At 63.1% G+C, this 16,995-nt stretch carries 20 protein-coding genes; all 20 read right to left on the bottom strand.

Annotation, left to right across the window (positions count from 1 at the left end; all coding sequences use genetic code 11):
- Nucleotides 1-12 precede the first annotated feature (12 nt).
- The gene (locus Q669_RS15700) at nucleotides 13-1,062 is read right to left on the bottom strand and encodes a phage baseplate assembly protein V (RefSeq protein ID WP_022993009.1); all 1,050 of its coding nucleotides are present in this window, start codon (nucleotides 1,060-1,062) and stop codon (nucleotides 13-15) included.
- Nucleotides 1,055-1,474, bottom strand: coding sequence for a DUF1353 domain-containing protein (locus tag Q669_RS15695; RefSeq protein ID WP_022993008.1), 420 nt, complete (start codon nucleotides 1,472-1,474; stop codon nucleotides 1,055-1,057). Before Q669_RS15695 ends, Q669_RS15700 begins: the two co-directional genes overlap by 8 nt.
- Nucleotides 1,471-1,845, bottom strand: coding sequence for a YcbK family protein (locus Q669_RS15690; protein WP_022993007.1), 375 nt, complete (start codon nucleotides 1,843-1,845; stop codon nucleotides 1,471-1,473). Before Q669_RS15690 ends, Q669_RS15695 begins: the two co-directional genes overlap by 4 nt.
- Entirely contained in the window at nucleotides 1,838-3,121 is a 1,284-nt protein-coding gene (locus Q669_RS15685; protein ID WP_022993006.1) for a phage late control D family protein, read from the bottom strand. Before Q669_RS15685 ends, Q669_RS15690 begins: the two co-directional genes overlap by 8 nt.
- Nucleotides 3,122-3,187: 66 nt before the next feature.
- Nucleotides 3,188-3,478, bottom strand: coding sequence for a LysM peptidoglycan-binding domain-containing protein (locus Q669_RS15680; RefSeq protein WP_022993005.1), 291 nt, complete (start codon nucleotides 3,476-3,478; stop codon nucleotides 3,188-3,190).
- The gene (locus Q669_RS15675) at nucleotides 3,475-3,945 is read right to left on the bottom strand and encodes a hypothetical protein (RefSeq protein ID WP_011366981.1); all 471 of its coding nucleotides are present in this window, start codon (nucleotides 3,943-3,945) and stop codon (nucleotides 3,475-3,477) included. Before Q669_RS15675 ends, Q669_RS15680 begins: the two co-directional genes overlap by 4 nt.
- Nucleotides 3,946-3,948: 3 nt before the next feature.
- The gene (locus tag Q669_RS15670; RefSeq protein WP_022993004.1) at nucleotides 3,949-4,260 is read right to left on the bottom strand and encodes a DUF4406 domain-containing protein; all 312 of its coding nucleotides are present in this window, start codon (nucleotides 4,258-4,260) and stop codon (nucleotides 3,949-3,951) included.
- An 8-nt stretch (nucleotides 4,261-4,268) separates the two neighbouring features.
- Nucleotides 4,269-7,904 carry a phage tail tape measure protein gene (locus tag Q669_RS15665; protein WP_022993003.1) on the bottom strand — a complete coding sequence of 1,212 codons (3,636 nt, stop codon included), beginning with the start codon at nucleotides 7,902-7,904 and terminating at the stop codon, nucleotides 4,269-4,271.
- A 143-nt stretch (nucleotides 7,905-8,047) separates the two neighbouring features.
- Complete coding sequence (locus Q669_RS15660; protein ID WP_022993002.1) at nucleotides 8,048-8,725, bottom strand: hypothetical protein; 678 nt, start codon at nucleotides 8,723-8,725, stop codon at nucleotides 8,048-8,050.
- Nucleotides 8,726-8,740: 15 nt separating this feature from the next.
- Nucleotides 8,741-9,187 (bottom strand): phage tail protein, encoded by a 447-nt coding sequence (locus tag Q669_RS15655; RefSeq protein WP_227501130.1) that lies wholly within the window; start codon nucleotides 9,185-9,187, stop codon nucleotides 8,741-8,743.
- Nucleotides 9,188-9,217: 30 nt separating this feature from the next.
- A complete protein-coding gene (locus Q669_RS15650; protein ID WP_022993001.1) occupies nucleotides 9,218-10,747 on the bottom strand; it encodes a phage tail sheath C-terminal domain-containing protein in 1,530 nt (509 codons plus the stop codon).
- Nucleotides 10,748-10,749: 2 nt separating this feature from the next.
- Nucleotides 10,750-11,007, bottom strand: a complete 258-nt coding sequence (locus tag Q669_RS15645) for a hypothetical protein (protein WP_022993000.1) — start codon at nucleotides 11,005-11,007, stop codon at nucleotides 10,750-10,752.
- Between the two features lie 12 nt (nucleotides 11,008-11,019).
- Nucleotides 11,020-11,568, bottom strand: a complete 549-nt coding sequence (locus Q669_RS15640) for a hypothetical protein (protein WP_013514556.1) — start codon at nucleotides 11,566-11,568, stop codon at nucleotides 11,020-11,022.
- A gap of 59 nt (nucleotides 11,569-11,627) precedes the next feature.
- On the bottom strand, nucleotides 11,628-12,113 hold the full coding sequence (locus tag Q669_RS15635) for a hypothetical protein (RefSeq protein ID WP_013514555.1): 486 nt from the start codon (nucleotides 12,111-12,113) through the stop codon (nucleotides 11,628-11,630).
- Complete coding sequence (locus Q669_RS15630) at nucleotides 12,103-12,462, bottom strand: hypothetical protein (protein WP_022992999.1); 360 nt, start codon at nucleotides 12,460-12,462, stop codon at nucleotides 12,103-12,105. Before Q669_RS15630 ends, Q669_RS15635 begins: the two co-directional genes overlap by 11 nt.
- Entirely contained in the window at nucleotides 12,449-12,913 is a 465-nt protein-coding gene (locus tag Q669_RS15625; protein ID WP_022992998.1) for a hypothetical protein, read from the bottom strand. The genes Q669_RS15630 and Q669_RS15625 overlap by 14 nt, the downstream gene beginning before the upstream one ends.
- Nucleotides 12,900-13,259, bottom strand: a complete 360-nt coding sequence (locus Q669_RS15620; protein ID WP_013258624.1) for a hypothetical protein — start codon at nucleotides 13,257-13,259, stop codon at nucleotides 12,900-12,902. Before Q669_RS15620 ends, Q669_RS15625 begins: the two co-directional genes overlap by 14 nt.
- 18 nt (nucleotides 13,260-13,277) lie before the next feature.
- A complete protein-coding gene (locus Q669_RS15615) occupies nucleotides 13,278-14,141 on the bottom strand; it encodes an HK97-fold major capsid protein (protein WP_022992997.1) in 864 nt (287 codons plus the stop codon).
- A gap of 18 nt (nucleotides 14,142-14,159) precedes the next feature.
- A complete protein-coding gene (locus Q669_RS15610; RefSeq protein WP_013219066.1) occupies nucleotides 14,160-14,522 on the bottom strand; it encodes a hypothetical protein in 363 nt (120 codons plus the stop codon).
- Between the two features lie 12 nt (nucleotides 14,523-14,534).
- Nucleotides 14,535-16,931: a DNA adenine methylase gene (locus Q669_RS15605; RefSeq protein WP_022992996.1), complete on the bottom strand. Its 2,397-nt coding sequence runs from the start codon at nucleotides 16,929-16,931 to the stop codon at nucleotides 14,535-14,537.
- Nucleotides 16,932-16,995 lie beyond the last annotated feature (64 nt).

The raw sequence follows: 16,995 nt of genomic DNA, 5'->3' as shown, positions 1-16,995 counted from the left end.
GCGATGCTTCCTTCAGGTGTTGATCAAGACAGTGTTCGTCGAGCGAATGATGATGTTTCCGGCCACCCCATCCATGAACACGAGGCTGCCGGACTTGTCGGTGGCACTGATACTCTCCTGGCCGGGCGCGGCGTTCATGCGCACCACCTGACCGGCCTTGTCGGTGAGCCGGATCTGTTCGGCGGCGGCGGTGGAGTCGACGAGGATTTCCTGAGTGCCGTTGAGCCCCCAGATGTGAACCTTCTCCCGATCCTTGGTGGTATCGATGAGGATCTTCTGCCAGCGGGAGCGACCCTTGTCGCACGAGAGGATGTGGACCTTCTCCTTGTCCTGCCAGGCTTCGAGGATTACCTGCTGGCGGCAGAGGTCGGTGAGCTGGATGCGGGCGCGGGAGCCGACGATCTGCGAAGCGATGTCGAGCTGGTCGCCTTTCTCGGCGTCCTTCGTGCCTCGGCGCAGGGCGTTGCCGCTCTGTATCTCGGGCTTCACTTTCCCTTCCATGGTGAGGATCTGTCCGGCGCGGTCGATGATCCGCAGCAGCTCGTCGCCGTCGCGGTCATCGGCCAGGATGGTGTGGCCGGTTTCGGTCTTGAGCAGGACCTTCAGGCGAGGGCAGTAATACGGCGGATGGCCGTGGTACTTCTTGTGTTCGAGATCGTCGTGCCGGTTGGTCTGATGCTCGACCTTGTCCTCGCAGTCATGACAGAAGGCGTTCGCGCAGGTGCGCTTGGATTCTTCGGGCTGCTCACCGGGATTGCTCTTGGCCAGCCAGACCCCGGTCCAGATCGGATGCTGGACGACGCCGCCCTCGAACTCGGCCCAGACCGAGGCCCCTTCCTCGGGGACCAGGAACATGCCGGTGTCGTCGTTACCGCCGTAGGGAAAACAGGGCGCGGCCCATTCGGACCAGTTCTCACGCCCGCAGCCGAGCACGGCGGGGATTTCCAGGCGGACCCGGCCGAGGCGTTCGGGGTCGTTGTTATCGCGCACGAAGGCCCGGTACTTGCCGTACCAGCGGTTGCGGTAGCGTTCCTCGGATTGACGGTCGCGGGTTTCAAGCATGCTCCGCCTCCCGCTTTCGACTGGCGTTCCAGGCCAGCCAGCCGCCCAGGCGAACCGCCCAATACATGAACTGGCGTTTCCACAGAGGCACGCCCAGGGCCGCCATCAGTTCGAGAAAGAGCCGGTCGGCCGCAAACCGCGAGACCTTGCCGGTGTGGTAGAGGTAGTCGTGAACGACGGCCGCCGGGGAATATCGCCCCCAGGGCGGCACCACGCGCCAGAACAGGCGCGGCACCGAGGCGAAGTCGGTCTCGAACCCGGCGGGCACTTCGATGATGCGGCCAGCGCCGGTGCGGATACGGAACGGCTGGGTCAGCCTCGCGGTCATTCCATTGGGCAGGATCTCCACCCGAAGAGGCCCGGACAGTCCCAGCGCGGTGCCCGAAAACAGGGTCTTGGTTTCGGCGCTCATGACCGCCACCTCGCCTTGCCCGACTGGCGCACATCGAGATGGACCCAGGAGGCATAGACACCGATGCCGCCCTCGCGGAAAAGCGGAATTTCCTCGGCGATGACCGCCAGTTCCTCGGGCGAAACGCCTGCGGGACAGCTCACGTCGGCCGCCATGCCCAGCGTGTGGAAACTCTGCTCCGCGCCGCCCACCGCCTTATTGTGCCGGTTACATCGGAAGCCGCTGGTGATGGACAGCGGTTTGCCGATGCGGTCGCGCAGCGTCTGCAGGGCGTCGACCAGGTCGGGATGGACCGCAGCCGAATGGCCGCAGCAGTTCTTGCCCTTGCAGGCGAATTCCGAACGGTTGAAATTCTTACTGAGATCACCCATTGCCGCCTCCTTGTGTGACCGCGCCGGAATCCGCGTCGATGGTCACCATGGCTGGCGGCTCGTTTTGCGGCGTGGGCGGGGCCTCCTTATCGTTGGGTTTGCCCTGGGACTCGGCGGACTTGTCGCCCGCGCCTTTGCCGAGGGCGTTCTTCTTGAGTTTGAGTTCGCAGAGATAGCCAGCGCCGCTGATGCTGTGGCGCACCGAGTGGCAGTAGTAGATCCCGGAAAACTTCCGTCCCACGCCCTTGATCTCGACGTTCTTCTTGGCGCGTAGCTGGGGAATGCCGATGGTGGCCGCGTCCGCCTCGACCTGCCGCAGCTCGGCCTCGCGGAATTTGCCTTCGGCGTTGTCCTGGGCGGGCTCCTGGCGCGGCTCTTCGTGAAAGCCTTCGGAACGGTCGAAGCTGGGCACGATCTGCCCCGTCTCCTGTTCCTTGAAGCTGCCTTCGCCGGTGTTGCCGTCGACCAGATAAGTCTGCTTGCCCAGGGCCGTCCGCTCGGGCGTGGTGGCGTTGTTGGCCTTGTGCTCGACCACGTCCTTCTTGCGCGGGTCGATACCGACCGTCTTGGTCTCGACACCCGCGCCCTTGGCTCCCTGGGATTGGGTGCTGGGGCGGAACGAGCGCAGCAGGCCCTTGGTGTCGGTGAAATATTCGAGGGTCAGAAGCGGCGTCTGGTCGAGCTCGCGGGGATGGAAATGGAGTTCGTCGTCCTGGATGTAGAAGACATAGCCGCTCACGCCGTCGCCATCGCGGTCACGGGCCTTTTCCGCCAGCTCCTTGAGGAACTGGGCGTCCGAGATGTTGCTCTGGGTGACGCGGAGATGGGTTCCCTTGGTGGCCGTGACCACTGGCGTGAGGCCGTTGGCGGCGGCGATCTGTTCGGCGATTTCCGAATAGAGGATGCCTGGAGCGGGTTTCTGCCAGACTTTTTGGTTCTCCTTGCCCGCCAGTTTGAAGCCCTTGTCGTAGGCCTTGATGCGGATAGTTGGATCGCCGTTTTCCGGGAAGTCGTAATCGATGTCCTTGATGACCGCCTTCTTGCGCGGAGAGAGGTTACCCACGTAGCCGAAGCGAGCGACGATCTCATTGCCTTCCTGGAACAGGGGATCGTCGACGAACTGCAGGTTGCGGTCGGTCACCGACAGCTCGAGGACATCCAGCTCCTCCTCATTGTCGGTGAAGACGAACGAAGTGATCTCCTGGGTGATGTCCTTCGAGAGGTCTTGCCCCTCGATCTGAATCAGAAATGTCGGCTTGAAGGTATCCAGATCCATGCGTTTCTCCGGCGGTTCGCAGTTCCCTGCTTACTTACCGGAAGGCATGGCGAGGTGTCGGACGCTTCAGTCGAGCAGGCGCATTTGGACGTGTTCGCGAGAGGGAATGCGCAGGGCCAGGCCGGGCTCGAGCGCCAACGGGAAAAAGAGGTCGTTGTAATCACAGATGATCCACCAGAGCCTGGCGTCACCCAGGTAGCGGTGCGCGAGCAGATCCAGACGGTCGCCCTCGACTATGGTGTGCAGGCGGTCGTCATATCTCGGAGTAGTGTCGATGCGCTGGCGCATACCGAGGGAGGTACCGTCGCTGTCCCGGTAGAGAACACTGCGGGCGTATCGGGAATCACGGCCGATCATGAGCGCACCTCCGACCAGTTGATGGAACGGTCCACATATTCTTCGAGGACGATGTCCACCTCGGCCCGTTGCGGCAGCAGGTTGTCCCGGTCGAACAGGCCGAAGAAACGCGCCTTCACCTGCCGGACGATGCAGGTCACGCCCGGGTAGAGATCTCCGAAAATCAGCAGCACACGGTGCGGCGCGTTCTTGAGCATGGTTCCGGCGTGTTCCGGATATTGCAGCGAGCGGAGCCAGTCGACCTTCTGTTTCACCGGCCCCTTGAACAGCTCGACCTTGAAGGCGATCCGGCGCGGTTCCCCGGCGACGTATTGGTAGCGCGGGTGGCTCATGCCAGGGATCTTGATCGTCGCGTAGTCGGTCGACTTCTCGTCGCTGATGGAGTTGGGGTTGTACTGGAATTCGAGCCGCTCCCCCGTGTCGGCGTCCACCAGATATCCCTTGATGGGCTGTTGATCCCAGGCCATTCCTTACACCTCGGCGATCTCGAGGATCGGCTTGCCCAGTTGTCCGGCCCGGTCGAGTTCCCGCCGCATGCCGTTGGAAATGCCGTTGCCGGTGAACGCCCACACCTCGTCGCAACATTCCATGTAGGCCAGGCCGCAGGCGATGCCCGTCTCCCGCTGCTCGGGAACGCTGTCGTCGGTGAAGGTCGGATACAGCAGATGCGGCGCGAACGGCGCGTGACCGCTTCTCATGACCTGGCGGCAAAGCGCCTCGGCGACCCTGACGTTTCGGGCTATGTCACCCGCGAACGGGCTGCAGACAAAGATGCGTTTCATCGGTCCTCTCAAAGTGTTTCGTAGTTTCTGATCTTCCGCTCCCGAAGATCCTTGTAGACGGCCTCGGCCACCTTCCGGCCATCGATGTTGGTGGTCACGCTCAGTTCCACCGGGCGGTCGGCCAGGCCATCGAGGCGCGAGAGCAGCGATTCCAGCAGTTCGCGTAGCCCCGGACCGGCTTCCTCTCCGCGCTGGGGTGTCGATGGAGCGGTGCGAGCCGGAGCGATCAACCGTTCGGAAGGCACCGTCTCGGCGAGTCCCGATTGCAGGGGCTTCGCTATCGGAGTTGGAGCGGCCGTTATGGGCCGCTCGATCCCGGCCGGAGCCAGAGAGGCGTCTCCCTTTTCCAGTGCCGGTTCCACCGCGAACGGCTGGATATAGCTCTTACTTACCGGCTCGACGGCCGCCGCGACGGTCTGCATGGTGCCGTTCATCGGTTGCGGAGGCGGCGCGGCCGTGGCCATGACCGGCTGGAGCATCAGCATGGCGCTCAGGGCCTTGGGCACCAGGCGCTCGTCCAGACGCGGTACGAGACTCAGCACGCTTTCGATGATGCGTTGCCCAATCGATTCGGCGGGCGGCGCGGCCTTGAGCGGTTCCTTCTGCTCGGCCACCTGCTGAATCGGGGTCTGGACTCCCAGCATGGCGCGAGCGGAGGAGAGCAAACCGTTGGCGATCCCGGCGTTTCTATCCTTGATCGCCTGAATGCCCGCGCTCGCGCCGCTGGAAAGCCTCTGCCAGAGGGTTTGCCCCTCGGCACCGGCACTGGCAAAGATTCGGCCCAGAGCCCCGGGGACGGCAGACAGCGTGGCAACGATCCGGTCGCGGACAGTGACGGCTCCCGTGGCCAGCGCATCCCAGGCATTGACCTTGGGCGGCGTGATTGCCAGCTCAGGCGTGTCGCCAAACAGGGATTGTTTGAGACCGCCGAAGATGGCACCGGCCTTGGCCGCGACGGTTTGAGCCCCGGAGGTCAGCCCGTCCCAGAGTTTGCCAGCCATCTGGAAGGGAGCCGAGGCAGCGTCCATGAGGTTGCCGCCTGCCGATTTGATCTGCTGCCAGGCTCCCACAGCGGCCGAGAGAATCCCGCGAGCGGCGAAGCCGAACACTTTCGCAGGCAGCGACTGGGTAAGGCTCATGCCGTCGGCGAGGGTCTTGAGCAGCGCGGAACCGGAGGCGGTCAGGCTGGCGAGTGGTCCCTCGCGGGCATCGGAGAACGGCAGCAGATTGCGCAGCTTGCCCAGGGCGTTCTTGAGCATGGTGAAGGGATAGGTCACCGCCGACCAGATCCCTTCGCCCAAGGTGATGAGCAGATTCTTGCCTGCCTCGAAGAAGGTGGTGTCCCCGGCGAAGAAGGAGCGCACGGTGGCAAACAGCTCCCGCAGAGTGCTGATGATCGGTAGATTCAGAATCGCCTGGCCGATCTGCCCGGCGGCGTCGGCCACCAGGCGTCCGATGGAGGTGAAGATGCCGGAAATGAAATTCCAGACACCGACCACCACATCCCGCGCCCAGCGGAACGGGGTGGCAACAAAATCGTAGACCGCGCCGCCAATGGCCTTGAGACCGTCCAGCAGGGAGATGTCGCCGGTCAGCACTTGCCAAACCGCATAGACGATCTTCCCGGCGGCCACGAAGGCCTCGCCGATCATGCGCACGGGCAGCAGGAACTTGTAGATGAACTTGGTTGCTCCGACCATTGACCCGACGATGGCCTTGCCGACCCAGACCACGCCGCGCACCACGACCGCCAGGGCTCGCACGATGAGCGACAGGTTCCAGACCACGATCTTCAGGGCGAACGCCAACCCCTGCAGAAGCACACCGGCGACGGTGCCGATAACCGTGCCGAAGGTGCGCCAGGACGACCCGTCAGTGGCGCTGGCGGCCACGCCGAAGATCTCCACCACCGAAAAGACTGCGCTGGCCAGCGCCGCATAGGCACTCATCAGGGTGCGGACGGTGGGTTCGAGGATGGCGTGGATGCGGCCAAAGGCATGGGAGAACGCGCCCCACAATCCGGCCAGTGCCTCACGAACGCGGTAATAGGCCTTGAAGACGGTGACCACGAAGCCCAGCAGTCCGGCGGATTGGAGCTTCTGGGCCAGTTCGGCCGACATCTGCCCGACGCCGCCGCTGAGCGAGCCCACCAGCTCCCTGATCCCCCGGAACACCAGCGAGACCTTGTTCCAGGCCCCGGTGATGACCTCCTGAATGCCGCCAAAGTTGGTTTCCCAGGCGCGTTTGAGCAGATACACTGAGAGGATCACACCCGCGATGATCGCGGTGACGGGCAGAAAATAGGTCGCGACCGCCGAACCCACCCCGGCCAGCGCGGCACTGATGGCCACGAACCCGGCCTTGATGGCGGGAAGCATGAGTCCCACCATGCCTACGGCGGCGGTGACGGCTCCGGCCACGACCAAAATGGTGCCGAGGGCCATGGACAGCCCCAGGACCACCCGGGTGACGCCCGGCATCGATTTTGCCATGCGCTGCAGGAACAGAATGAAGCGGGATACGCCGTTGATCACCGGCGTGACCACCGGCAGTAGAGTGCGGCCCAGGATTTCGCTGAGGTTGGCCATCTGCTGGCGCAGGAGCAGGAACCGGGCTCCGATGTCCTGATTCATGGCGTCAGCCATCTGTTCGGTGACCGCCGTGCCGGTCTTCATGGCCCGGCCCACCGACTGGATATTGCCTTCGAGGCTCTCCATGCCCGCCGACATCTGCAGCAGGAACTTGACCGCCTCGTCGGAGCCGAAGGCCTTCTTCAGCTTCACCTGGGCGGCGGCGTTGGAGAGATCGGGGAACTGGCGCTTGATCTCTTGCAGGATGGGAACCACGCCCTTGAGGCGGCCACTGGTGTCGGTGAAGGACAGGCCAAGCTCGTCACCGGCCTCGGCCGCCTTCATGATGAACGCCTTGTACAACGTGCCCGCCTCGGAGCCGGGCATGGTGGTCTGAAGCTGGCCAAGCACGGCGAGCTGCTCATTCAGGGGAATGTTGCTCGCCGCCGCCACCGCGCCGATGTTCTTGATGGCGTCGGCCATCTGGGTGCCGTTGGTCTTGAACGAGGCCACGGTCTGCGCCATGGCTCCGGAAAAGGCGGTCGCCCATTCCATGTCGTTCATGTCGGCCATGATGGGCTTGAAGATCCCGTAGGCCGTGGTGAAGGTGCCGACCATCTCCTGGGTGGTGGCCTTGGTCGCCTTGGCGGTCATGGCGGCCATGGAGGTGAAGACGCCCACCGCCTCGTCGCTGAGGTTGGACAGGGCCGATTTCACGTCGTAGGTGGCGGTGATGAAGGCGGCCTTGTCGGCACCGGACCATTGGTTGGTGAAGGATTCGGCGGCGTCCTCGATGGCACGGAGATCCTGCACGCCCAAGGACGCCAGCTCTCCCAGGGCCTTCTGGGTCGCGGCGGTGGAGGCGACCAGGGCTGCGGGCATGGCCATCAGGGCCAGACCCGCCCCCAGCATCATGGTGCCTTGCTGGATGCGGTCCAGGTTGCGGGTCATCCGCTCGCTGGCATCCGCGACGGTGGAATCGAGGTCCATCATGGAGCCACGGATGCGCTGCGCGTTCTGCGAGAACGCATCCTTCATCGATACCACTATGCCCAGTCCGAGATCGCCGTTCATCTATCGCCGTTCCGTTTGCTCACGTTCAAAATCAAGCTGCCGCTCGAGGGCCTCGACGAACTGACGCCGGACCCTGAGCGGCAGCGAGCGGGTTTCCGACCAGCCCCAGTGCAGTCCGCCGTAAGCGAGAAAGAATGCGTCGCTTACAAGCGAACTCCAGGGAACAAAAAAGCCGGTTCGGCCTCCAGGCGAGTGCGGATCTTGGTGCCGCAGCCATCGCATTCGGTCTCGACCGAGGTGTCGATTCCCGCGTCGACCCGCGACATCTCCTGCCGCAGCGCGTTGCGGTCGCGCATCGACATTTCCGCCAGGCTCTTCTTGGAGGGAGCCTTGCCGTCGATGTCGAGGACGCGGATGAGCATGGCCGAGGTGATGTTGGGCTCGCGCAGGCTGGCCAGACGCTTTTCCTTGTGGCCGTCGAGATATCCGAAGCGCACGGTTTTCTTCGAGCCGGGCAGCTTGAAGGAGAACTCCCGCTCCTCGCCGTAGGGGGTGACCTTGAGATCCTCGAGATTGATGGTCACAAAGTTGGTCATGCGGCAGGCGCTGTTCGGGCAGCTCAGCTCCAGCTCCACCTCGTCCCCCAGGGAAATCTGGCGCAGGCGGACCAGGGCGAACAGCCGGTCACCCGAGAGCAGGTTCATCACCTCGGCGAGATCGGGATCGGTCTTCTCGCCCAGCCGGACGAAACAGTTGCGGAGCACCTGGTTGATCGCCTCTCCGGAACGGATCAGGCGCTGGTTGGTGAGCAGTTCTTCCTCGGTCCCGGTCATTTCCCGAAGCTCGAGTTCAGTGCCGCTTGGCAGTTCAAAGCTGTACATGGTCGATCCTCCGGTTTAGGTCCAGTATTGGAAGCAGATGGTGAGCTTCTCGATGGTGTTCTCGGTGTTGCCGCCTTCGAGCTCGTCGTATTCGAGCGCCTTCACCCAGGCCCCGTGCAGGGTCCAGCGGCGGGTCTCGTTGCCGGTGCGGTCGTAGCGGACAACGTCGATGTCGCGCATGTAGTCGGCCGGAAGGCCGCCGGTGACGGCGTTCACGTCCACCTGTTTCTTGATCCATTCACGGGCCGCCTCGTCGGAGCCGTCCTGCAGGGTGCCTTTCTCGAGGGTGATGTCCTCGAACTTGACCCGCCCCGCCACCTTTTGGTCGAACATCGAACCGGCCGGGGCAAAGGCCACTTCCTCGAATTCGGTTTTGGGCTCCTGTCCCTTGTGGAACAGGGCCACGTCGAAGCCGTTTACCTCGATGGCGAACTGCCAGTTCTGGTAAAGGCTCTTGGGCATGTTTCCGCTTCTCATAGCCGTGTTCTCCCGTTAGATGATTTCTTTGAAGTCCGCGCCGGTGCTGGTCAGGATGAAGTTCAGCTCGATGAACTCCGCCGTCTTGGTCGCCTTGACGAACACGCGGGCCACCATTTCGTTGCGGTCGATGACCGCCGGGGTGTTGGTCTCCTCGTCGCACTGGAAGGCGAAGTCGTAGAGGCCGCCCTTGTCCTTGATGTCCTGCAGGAAGGGATTGATCAGGCGGCCGAGGGCACGCCAGGTCTGGGGATGGTTCGGCTCGAACACCACGAAGCGGGAGGACTCCGAGATGGCTTCCTCCATGTACATCATCAGGCGGCGGACGTTGATGCGGTCCACGGCCGATGGCTGGCTCTGCAGCGTCTTCTGGCCCCAGATGTTGATGCCGGTGTCGGGGAACACGGCAATGACGTTGACCCCCTCCGGATAGAGCACATCGCGCTCGCCACGGCTGGTCTTGTAGGCCAGGGAGAGCGTGTTGAAGATACGGCCACGGTCGATACCGGCGGGCGCGTTCCAGACGTTGGTCTTCTGGTCGCTGCGGGCGATGCAGCCCGCCACCGCGCCGCAGGGCGGCACCAGCTTCTTGCGCGAGTTGACCGGATCGCTGATCTCCAGCCAAGGGTAGTAGAGCGCCGCGTAGGAGGAGTTGAAGGCCGCGTGGCTGTACATCCCTTGTCCCTTGCGGAAGTCGACCGCTTCGAGCGGCTCCAGATGCATAGGCATGTCGGCGATGAACAGCAGATCCTTGCGCCCTTCGGCATAGGCGATTCCGGCGTTGATCACCGGCACCGTCGTGACGCCGGGAACCATCAGCAGGTTCAGGGCGTCGATCTCGTCAAAGCCATAGAGGCCGGTATGCTGCGAGGGATCGCCGATGAAATCGGCATCGGCCAGGTCGGTCAGCCCGTTGTCACCGCCGGTGAGTGTGAACACGCCCAATGCCGGACGGTCGCCGGGCGTTCCCGACACGGCTGCCAGATCCTGGACCAGGATGAAATCCGAACGGTCGTTGATCGCCAGCTCCACATGGTTGGGCAGCGTCTCGTCCATGCTCAGATCCTTGAACACCTCGACCACATCGCCTTTATGCCGGACCACCAGGTTGAAATGGTTGGCCGGGTCGAGGGAGCCGTCCTCGATGGAGACGGAGAGCCGGTCCCCCCAGACGCCTTCGTTCACGGCCTCGATCCGCAGGGCGTCGGCGAGCGTCGCCTCCCGGTTCTGCAGCACGATGGAAGATTTGAGCGCCGTCAGTGTGTCCCGGTCGGTGGAGTCGGTGAGATGGGCGATGCGGGTGACGTAGAGGACCGAGCCGCCGTTGTCGAAAAACGCCCGTGCGGCGTAGGCCAGATAGCTCTCGTTGATATAGGAGCCGAAACGGTTGATGAACTGTTCCCAGCTCGTCACCAGCACGGGCTTGTTGATCGGGCCTTTCTCGGCCACTCCGACCATGGCGGCCGACGAGGTCGAGATCTGCTTCACATAGAAACTGAAGTCCGTTTCCCGGGTGTAAATCCCGGGCGATAGATAGGTCGGCATGGTTATTTCCTCCGCTTGCTGGTGGTCTTGGCCTCATCGGCTGCGGTGTCATCGGTTGCAGTGGGCTTTTCCGGCTCCGGTTCCACGCCGCCGGTCAGGTCGGTGATGCGCACCAGGCCGCGTTTTCCGGCGGTCTTGATCTCGGCGGAGAGGTCCTTGCGGGCGATGCTCTTGCGTTCTCGCGGCCCGAGGTGAAGGGTTCCCTGGCCGGAGAGGTTGAACGTCAGGGGTTGGAACTGCAGGTTTCTGATCTCGATCACGGTAGTTCTCCTTTACGGTTGAATGGTTCGTTGCTCTGTCACGTCGCCGTGAAACTGGAAGGTCCGGTCCCGGATCAGCCGACCGTCGCGCAGGTCACCGTCGTACACCGGGCAGGATTCGATGCGGATGCGTCCGGAGCTTTGCCGGAGGTTGGAGAGGTTCACCCGGGCCAGGCCGCCCAGAGGAACCAGTTCGGTAAGGTTCAGGCTGCCCTGGTCGGCGATGGCGATCTCCGGGTGAAGCTGGAGGAACCGCGATACCGACTCATGAAACCCGAGCAGTTCGGCCTCCCGGTCCACGGTCACCACCAGGTCGAAATCGAGGTGATAGAGACGGGGAAACCGGCACTCCTCGAAACTCAGCTCCGCGACATTCTTCTCGAACAGGCGGCTCTGGCTGCGGCGGAAACGGTCTTCCGTCAGCTTCGGCCCCTGGAGGATGACGCTGGGGGTACGCTGGACCTCGAACAGGTCATCCGGGAACACCAGCACGGTGTCCGGGTGGATGGCCTGTTTGGCCAGGCGGATCAGGGTTTCTGTGACGGTCTGTATCGTGCTCAAGGGACGCCTCCGTTTTCTGCCTGGTTACTTACCGGAAGCGCTGGCGATGTGTCGGAGGCTCAAAGCGCGGAGCGGATCGCCTCGCGATAGTTCTGGAGGATCTGCTCGCGGTACTTTTCCATCACCGGATGCAGAAAGGGTCTGGCGGGGATGATGATGGTCGCGCCGTTCGGATGTTTGATGGTGGCCCCGTACTCCATGACGGCACCGATGTTCACCATGTCTTCCCCGTCCTTGTTGACGGTGCCACGCAGCAGGCCGACGAACGCCTTGTCGGCCATGATCTTCTGGGTGATGGCGTTGACGAGAAAGCCAGTGTCGATGAGCGCCTTGCTTGAGCCTTTGCGCTCGATGGTGCTTTCGGCGAGTTTCACGAAGGCCTGTCCGCCCGGGGCCTGGGAGCGAATCCCCCGCTGGATCTCGCGCACCAGAAAAAGGGCGTTGCGGATCGTGGCCTGACGCAGGGCCGTGGCCAGGCGCGGCCCCATGCCGGTGGTCAGCTTGGCGCGGGCCTTGTCCCAGTCACCGGTTCGCCTAACGCCCATTGAGCTTCACCAGTTGCAGGTTCTTGTGAGTGACGGCCCCGAAAAAGTGTTCTTCTTCCACACTCTGTATGCGATAGGTTTCCCGGTCTGCGGCCAAACGGTCTTCACCCCGCACATCGGCATCCGGAAGGACGCTGGCGAGCGCGTCGATCTTGCCGCTCAGCTCCTCCGGCGGGGTTTCGTTCAGTTCGAGGGGGATGACGGAGATTTCCGTGTATTCGGCATCGTCGGTGCCGTAGAGCCGCTCGCCGGGAACCACGCGCAGGACGCGTGCAGTCTGGCCCGAGGAGAGGATCAGCCGGGCGACGTCGGCCACGGCTTCGGCGCGCTCCCGGTCATTCAACAACATCGAGATCGATCCCTTGTTCGTAGATGACCGGCGTAAGGCCGCTCGGGGTCAGGATGTAGGCTTCCTGGTCGAGCTGGGTGGCCGGACGCAGCTCGGTGAGCCGCTGCCGGTAGTCGGCGAGCAGATCGGCCTCAAGCTTGGCCCAGTGGCCGGGCTGGCCGGTTTTGTCCACCCGCTTGTCGCCGCTGGAAAAGGAGAAGGCGTTGGCGGTGGCCGAACGCATGACCTGGCAGGCGTGGATCTGCGCCATGATCACCAGAAGCTCGCGGACCTCGCCGGTGGGATCGGGGGTGATCTCTCCGGCCGTGACCGTCAGCGATTGGTCGAGGTCACGGCCGACCCGGAAAACGGCCTTCCGGACGCATCTCTCCAGAGTCTGGTCTTCGAAGAGAGATGCGCCCGGATCGGACAGGTCGAGCCGCAGGTCGGCGATCAGGTCACTCAGCAGCACCTTGCAGACCCTCCAGACGGCTCTTGAGCGCGTCGATCACCGTGCGGCGTTTCTCGGTGTCCATGTAGCCTTTGAGGGTCTCTGGATTGGCTTCCTCGTTGACCCTGGAGATGGCGTCGGTGGCGGAGAGCTTGCTCAGGTCCACCGGTTCCGCGTCCTGGTCGGGCTCTGGAGGGGCGAGCGGTTCCTGCTTCGGTTTGTCGGCCATGGCCAGGCGGCCGTTCTTGAGCGCCGCCTGGATCTGCTTGGTGAGGCGTTCCACCTCGACCACCTGGCCGGGCTTGAGTTTCAACCCGGCGTCGGGGATCACCAGAACGCCGGGACGGATGTTCTTGATTCGATTCATCTCACGTCACCTCCCGGATTACGGAACCAGTTTGACCTTGGCCATGATGTCGGGGCGGGTAATGCCCTGACCGATCTCGGACCACACCAGCCAGCCGGTCTTGAAGCGGGTCTTCTGGTCGATGGACTCCGTCTTCAGGTTTTCGCGCACCGGCATCTTCCCGACCTCTTCATCCGGGACGATGATGATCTCGTCCAGTGGCATGGAGGCGGTCAGCAGAATGCCGCCGGTGCCGTAGTTCTTGATGACACCCTTCTGGCGCAGCTCGAGCTTGGTCTGGGGATCGAGGTTCCAGCCGCGCATGTCGTTGAACCGGCGGCCGCGCATGACGATGTACTTCACCGACAGCTCCAGGTCCTCGATGATCGAGATGGCCTCGTTCAGTGCATCCTCGGTGAGCAAATCGCCGGTGACCTCGATGGTGTTGGCCGCCGGGATGGCCGAGGAGAGCACCGAGATGGTGCGGCGATCCATCTCCTTACGGATGGCGTCGGCGGCGCTGGTCTGGATGTCCATCAGCGTGCCGATGTTGCCGTTCTTGAGGACGGAAACGTCCACCATCGGGTTGGAGTGGATGCGGTTGGTGGGGAACTCGACCTCGTCCTTGCCCACCTCCTGCTCCTGGGCGTCGCCGTCCTTGCTGATCCAGTGGGCCTTGACGGTCGGTTTCTTCTGGTAGACCGGACGTTCGCCCTTGGGCAGCGTGTGCTTGGTGAGCAGCAGCGAGGAGATCTCCTTGCGCTTGATCTCCTGTTCGATGGGCGCGGCAATGGCGGCGGCAAGCGCCCGCATGCCTTCGGGCGACTCGAGAGCCTCGCTCATGAGCCGCGCCATGGTTTCCATGTATTCCTGGGAATGGATCTTCAACTGATTGGTTTTCATGTGCGTTGGCTCCTTGGGTTAGACGAGCAGGCGGAATTTGAGGACGCCGCTCTGTACGGATATGGCGTGGGCGACGACGTGCTCTCCGGCCGCGACGCCGTTGGTCAGGCGACCGCCCGCTGAAACTTTCAGGTCGTCTCCGGCGACGACGGTCCCTTCGAAGGCGTCGGTCTCGTAGACGCCGCCGTCACAGTAGATGCCGGGCATTTCGCCACCGGCGTAGTCCTTGATCAGGATGCCGAAGGAGCGCTTGGTGGGATCGGTGTTGACGGCGAACAGGTCGTCGCCGACCACGCGGACCACCTGGCCGAGCTGGCCGTCGCCCTGGATGTGGCCGTCGCCATAGGCGAGGCTGCGGTGACACGGATTGATGAATGACATGGTGTTTCCTCCTTATGCGTTGATTTGCGAGTGTTCGGGAGAGTCCTCGCCGACACGGTTGCGGTAAGCGGCCATGAATCCGTCGCGCAGACGGTCTTCGAGCGACACCTTGCGGTCGTCCACATCGTGGGGCCTGACACCGGCGTCGCTGCGCAGCGGGGTTTCCGTCGATGCCTTGGCGGCGGGCTTGCCGCCCTGGTCGCTGTCGGCGGGTTTCTCTTCCTTGTCCTTGTCCGCTTTTGCCGACTTGGGCAGGCGCTCGTAAGCGGCCTCGGTGGCGGCGAAGGCTTCGTCGGACAGTTCGGCCAGGCGTTTCAGCTCGGCTTCCCGGTCCTCATCGGAAGCGAAGGAGAGCCCTTGCTTCTCCAGCCGGGTGAGCAGCTTCTTCGCCCGGGAGCGGCAGGCGGCAGCCTTTTGTTCGGCTTCCAGTTCCTGGACGCGTTTCTGCAGCTCGGCGACCTGGGCCTTGAGCTGCCGGTTTTCCTTTTCCAGGTCGGTAACGCGGGCAGGATCGCCTTCCTGCTGGGCCGGTTTCTTCTTGGCCGCTTCGACGGCCGTGTCATCGGTGGGTTTGGTTTTGTCTTCCATCGTGGAATCTCCTTCGGGTTGGGATTGGTCGGGCTGGCTCTGAAGGGACGCCACCTGCAGAATCCTGGCGTTCTCGTCCGCGCCTTTGCGGTCGAGCAGTCCCAGTCCGGTGAAAGTGACGCCGTGCAGAATCTCGAAAACGGGTTGGCCGTTGAAATCACGGCCCTTGAATTTGCGCAGGTGGGTGCAGTAGTCGGCCTTGTTCTGGAAGCGCTTGTGGCAGACCGAGCATTCGCCTTCCTGGTAGTCGCACTCCATGGAGACCTGGGAGATGATCCCGCGCTTCATCAGCTTGTAGGCCAGCCGGGCGGCCGGGGTGTCGTGGACGTACAGCTCGCCGACGCATTCCACACGGCCCCCGTTGTCGTCCTCCAGGTAGTCGGCGGCGACGATGCCACCAACGATGTCGTTGAACTCCTGCGAATGCTGCAGATCGACCTTCTTGTTCACGGCCGTCATGTGCCGACCGGACAACTCCTCGGCGGTGAAGTGGTCGCCGTTCTTGTTGGTGCCGGTGCGGCAGAGCACGAAGCTGAACTGGGGGTCGCCCGCCGAGCCGACATCCATGGCCTCGGTCGTGAGGCGTTCGCCTTCGCCCAGCCGGATGTCCACGGGGATGCTGGTGTGGAAGTTCGCGACGGCGGCCATCGGAACGGGTTTCTCCTCCCGCTCGGCGCTGGCCTTGGCCCCGGGAGCGCAGACGAACAGACGCTCCTTGGCGTTGGAAGCCTCGCCGTGCTTGGAAGTGATGGCGTAGTGGTGATCCTTGGACTTCATCCGGCTCTGCTTGCCAAAGGAGCCGATGATCCGCTTCATCTCCTGCTCGTTGGGATAGGCGTGATCGCGATAGGAGATCAGCCAGTGCGGGATGTGCTTGGCGTTGCCGAGAAAGGTCTGGAAGAACTCGCTGGCGTTGGCCTTGGTGACGGTCTTGTGGTCGGTCTCGTAATACTTGACCTTGGTGTCGGCTTTGATTTCGAGCCCTTCCCAATAGGTCATGAGCCCCTCCACGAAGTGGTAGGCCCGCTCGTAGTTGGTGGTCGAAAACTCGGTGGCGTAAGGCGGATCGAAGTAGGCCAGATCCGCCTTGGCTTTCGGCAGCAGATCGTTGATGTCCTGCCGGTATGCCTTGTTCTCCTTGTCGTTGTCGAAGACCAGGGCGTTGATGCGCTGCAGGTTCTTGCGCAGGCGATCCTTGAACTCGTCGGGAGTGTCCTGGCGGCGGCCATAATCGGTGGACGACGAGAAGTGGCCGAAGCCACCCTTGCCGCTCATGCAGGTTTTGCCGAGGCCGAACAGGGCGATGTCTTTCTTGAAGCCGGAGAGCTTGTCGCAGTTGGCGCGGATGGTGTCGATCAGCGCATGGACGCCCTTGGCGAAGAAGATGCCCTTGAAGTTGTCCTGAACGAAGCTGCCCGCCTTGGCGTTGTCGGCCAGGAGCGCCTCGATCTCGTCCTCGCTCAGGCGAACCGAGTTGTTCTCGATGATCGCCTTGGCGGCGTGATGGCAGTAGCGGAGCCGGTCGTTGGCGATGACCTGGAGGCCTTTGGTCTTGTACATGTAGGCCACGACCGCAGACCCCGAAAAGGCGTCCAGCACCGTGCCAGTGCCTTCCGGGGTATGCTTCCAGATCCAGTCGACGAGCTTCTGCTTACTGCCGATGTAGTTGGTGATGTACTTGGGGCGTTTCTCGGGAGGGAGCTCTTCAGGAGCGGACTGTTCGGCGGCCTCGGTCCCGAGCGTGTCGGGATCGAGAGTCAGCGCCGCATCGGCCTCCAGTAGAAACGCCAGCCTTTCCAGGTCTGTGGCGAACAGTTCCATCAACGTCTCCGGTCAGTTTGCTGTGCTCTCCGCGACCTGCGGGGAGCATTCAGCGGTTACTTAC

Origin of the sequence: Marinobacter sp. C1S70, from assembly GCF_000475355.1 — a bacterium.
GTDB classification, from domain to species: domain Bacteria; phylum Pseudomonadota; class Gammaproteobacteria; order Pseudomonadales; family Oleiphilaceae; genus Marinobacter; species Marinobacter nauticus.
Note: the sequence above shows the minus strand (reverse complement) of the source record. Positions and strands in the feature narration are given on the sequence as shown.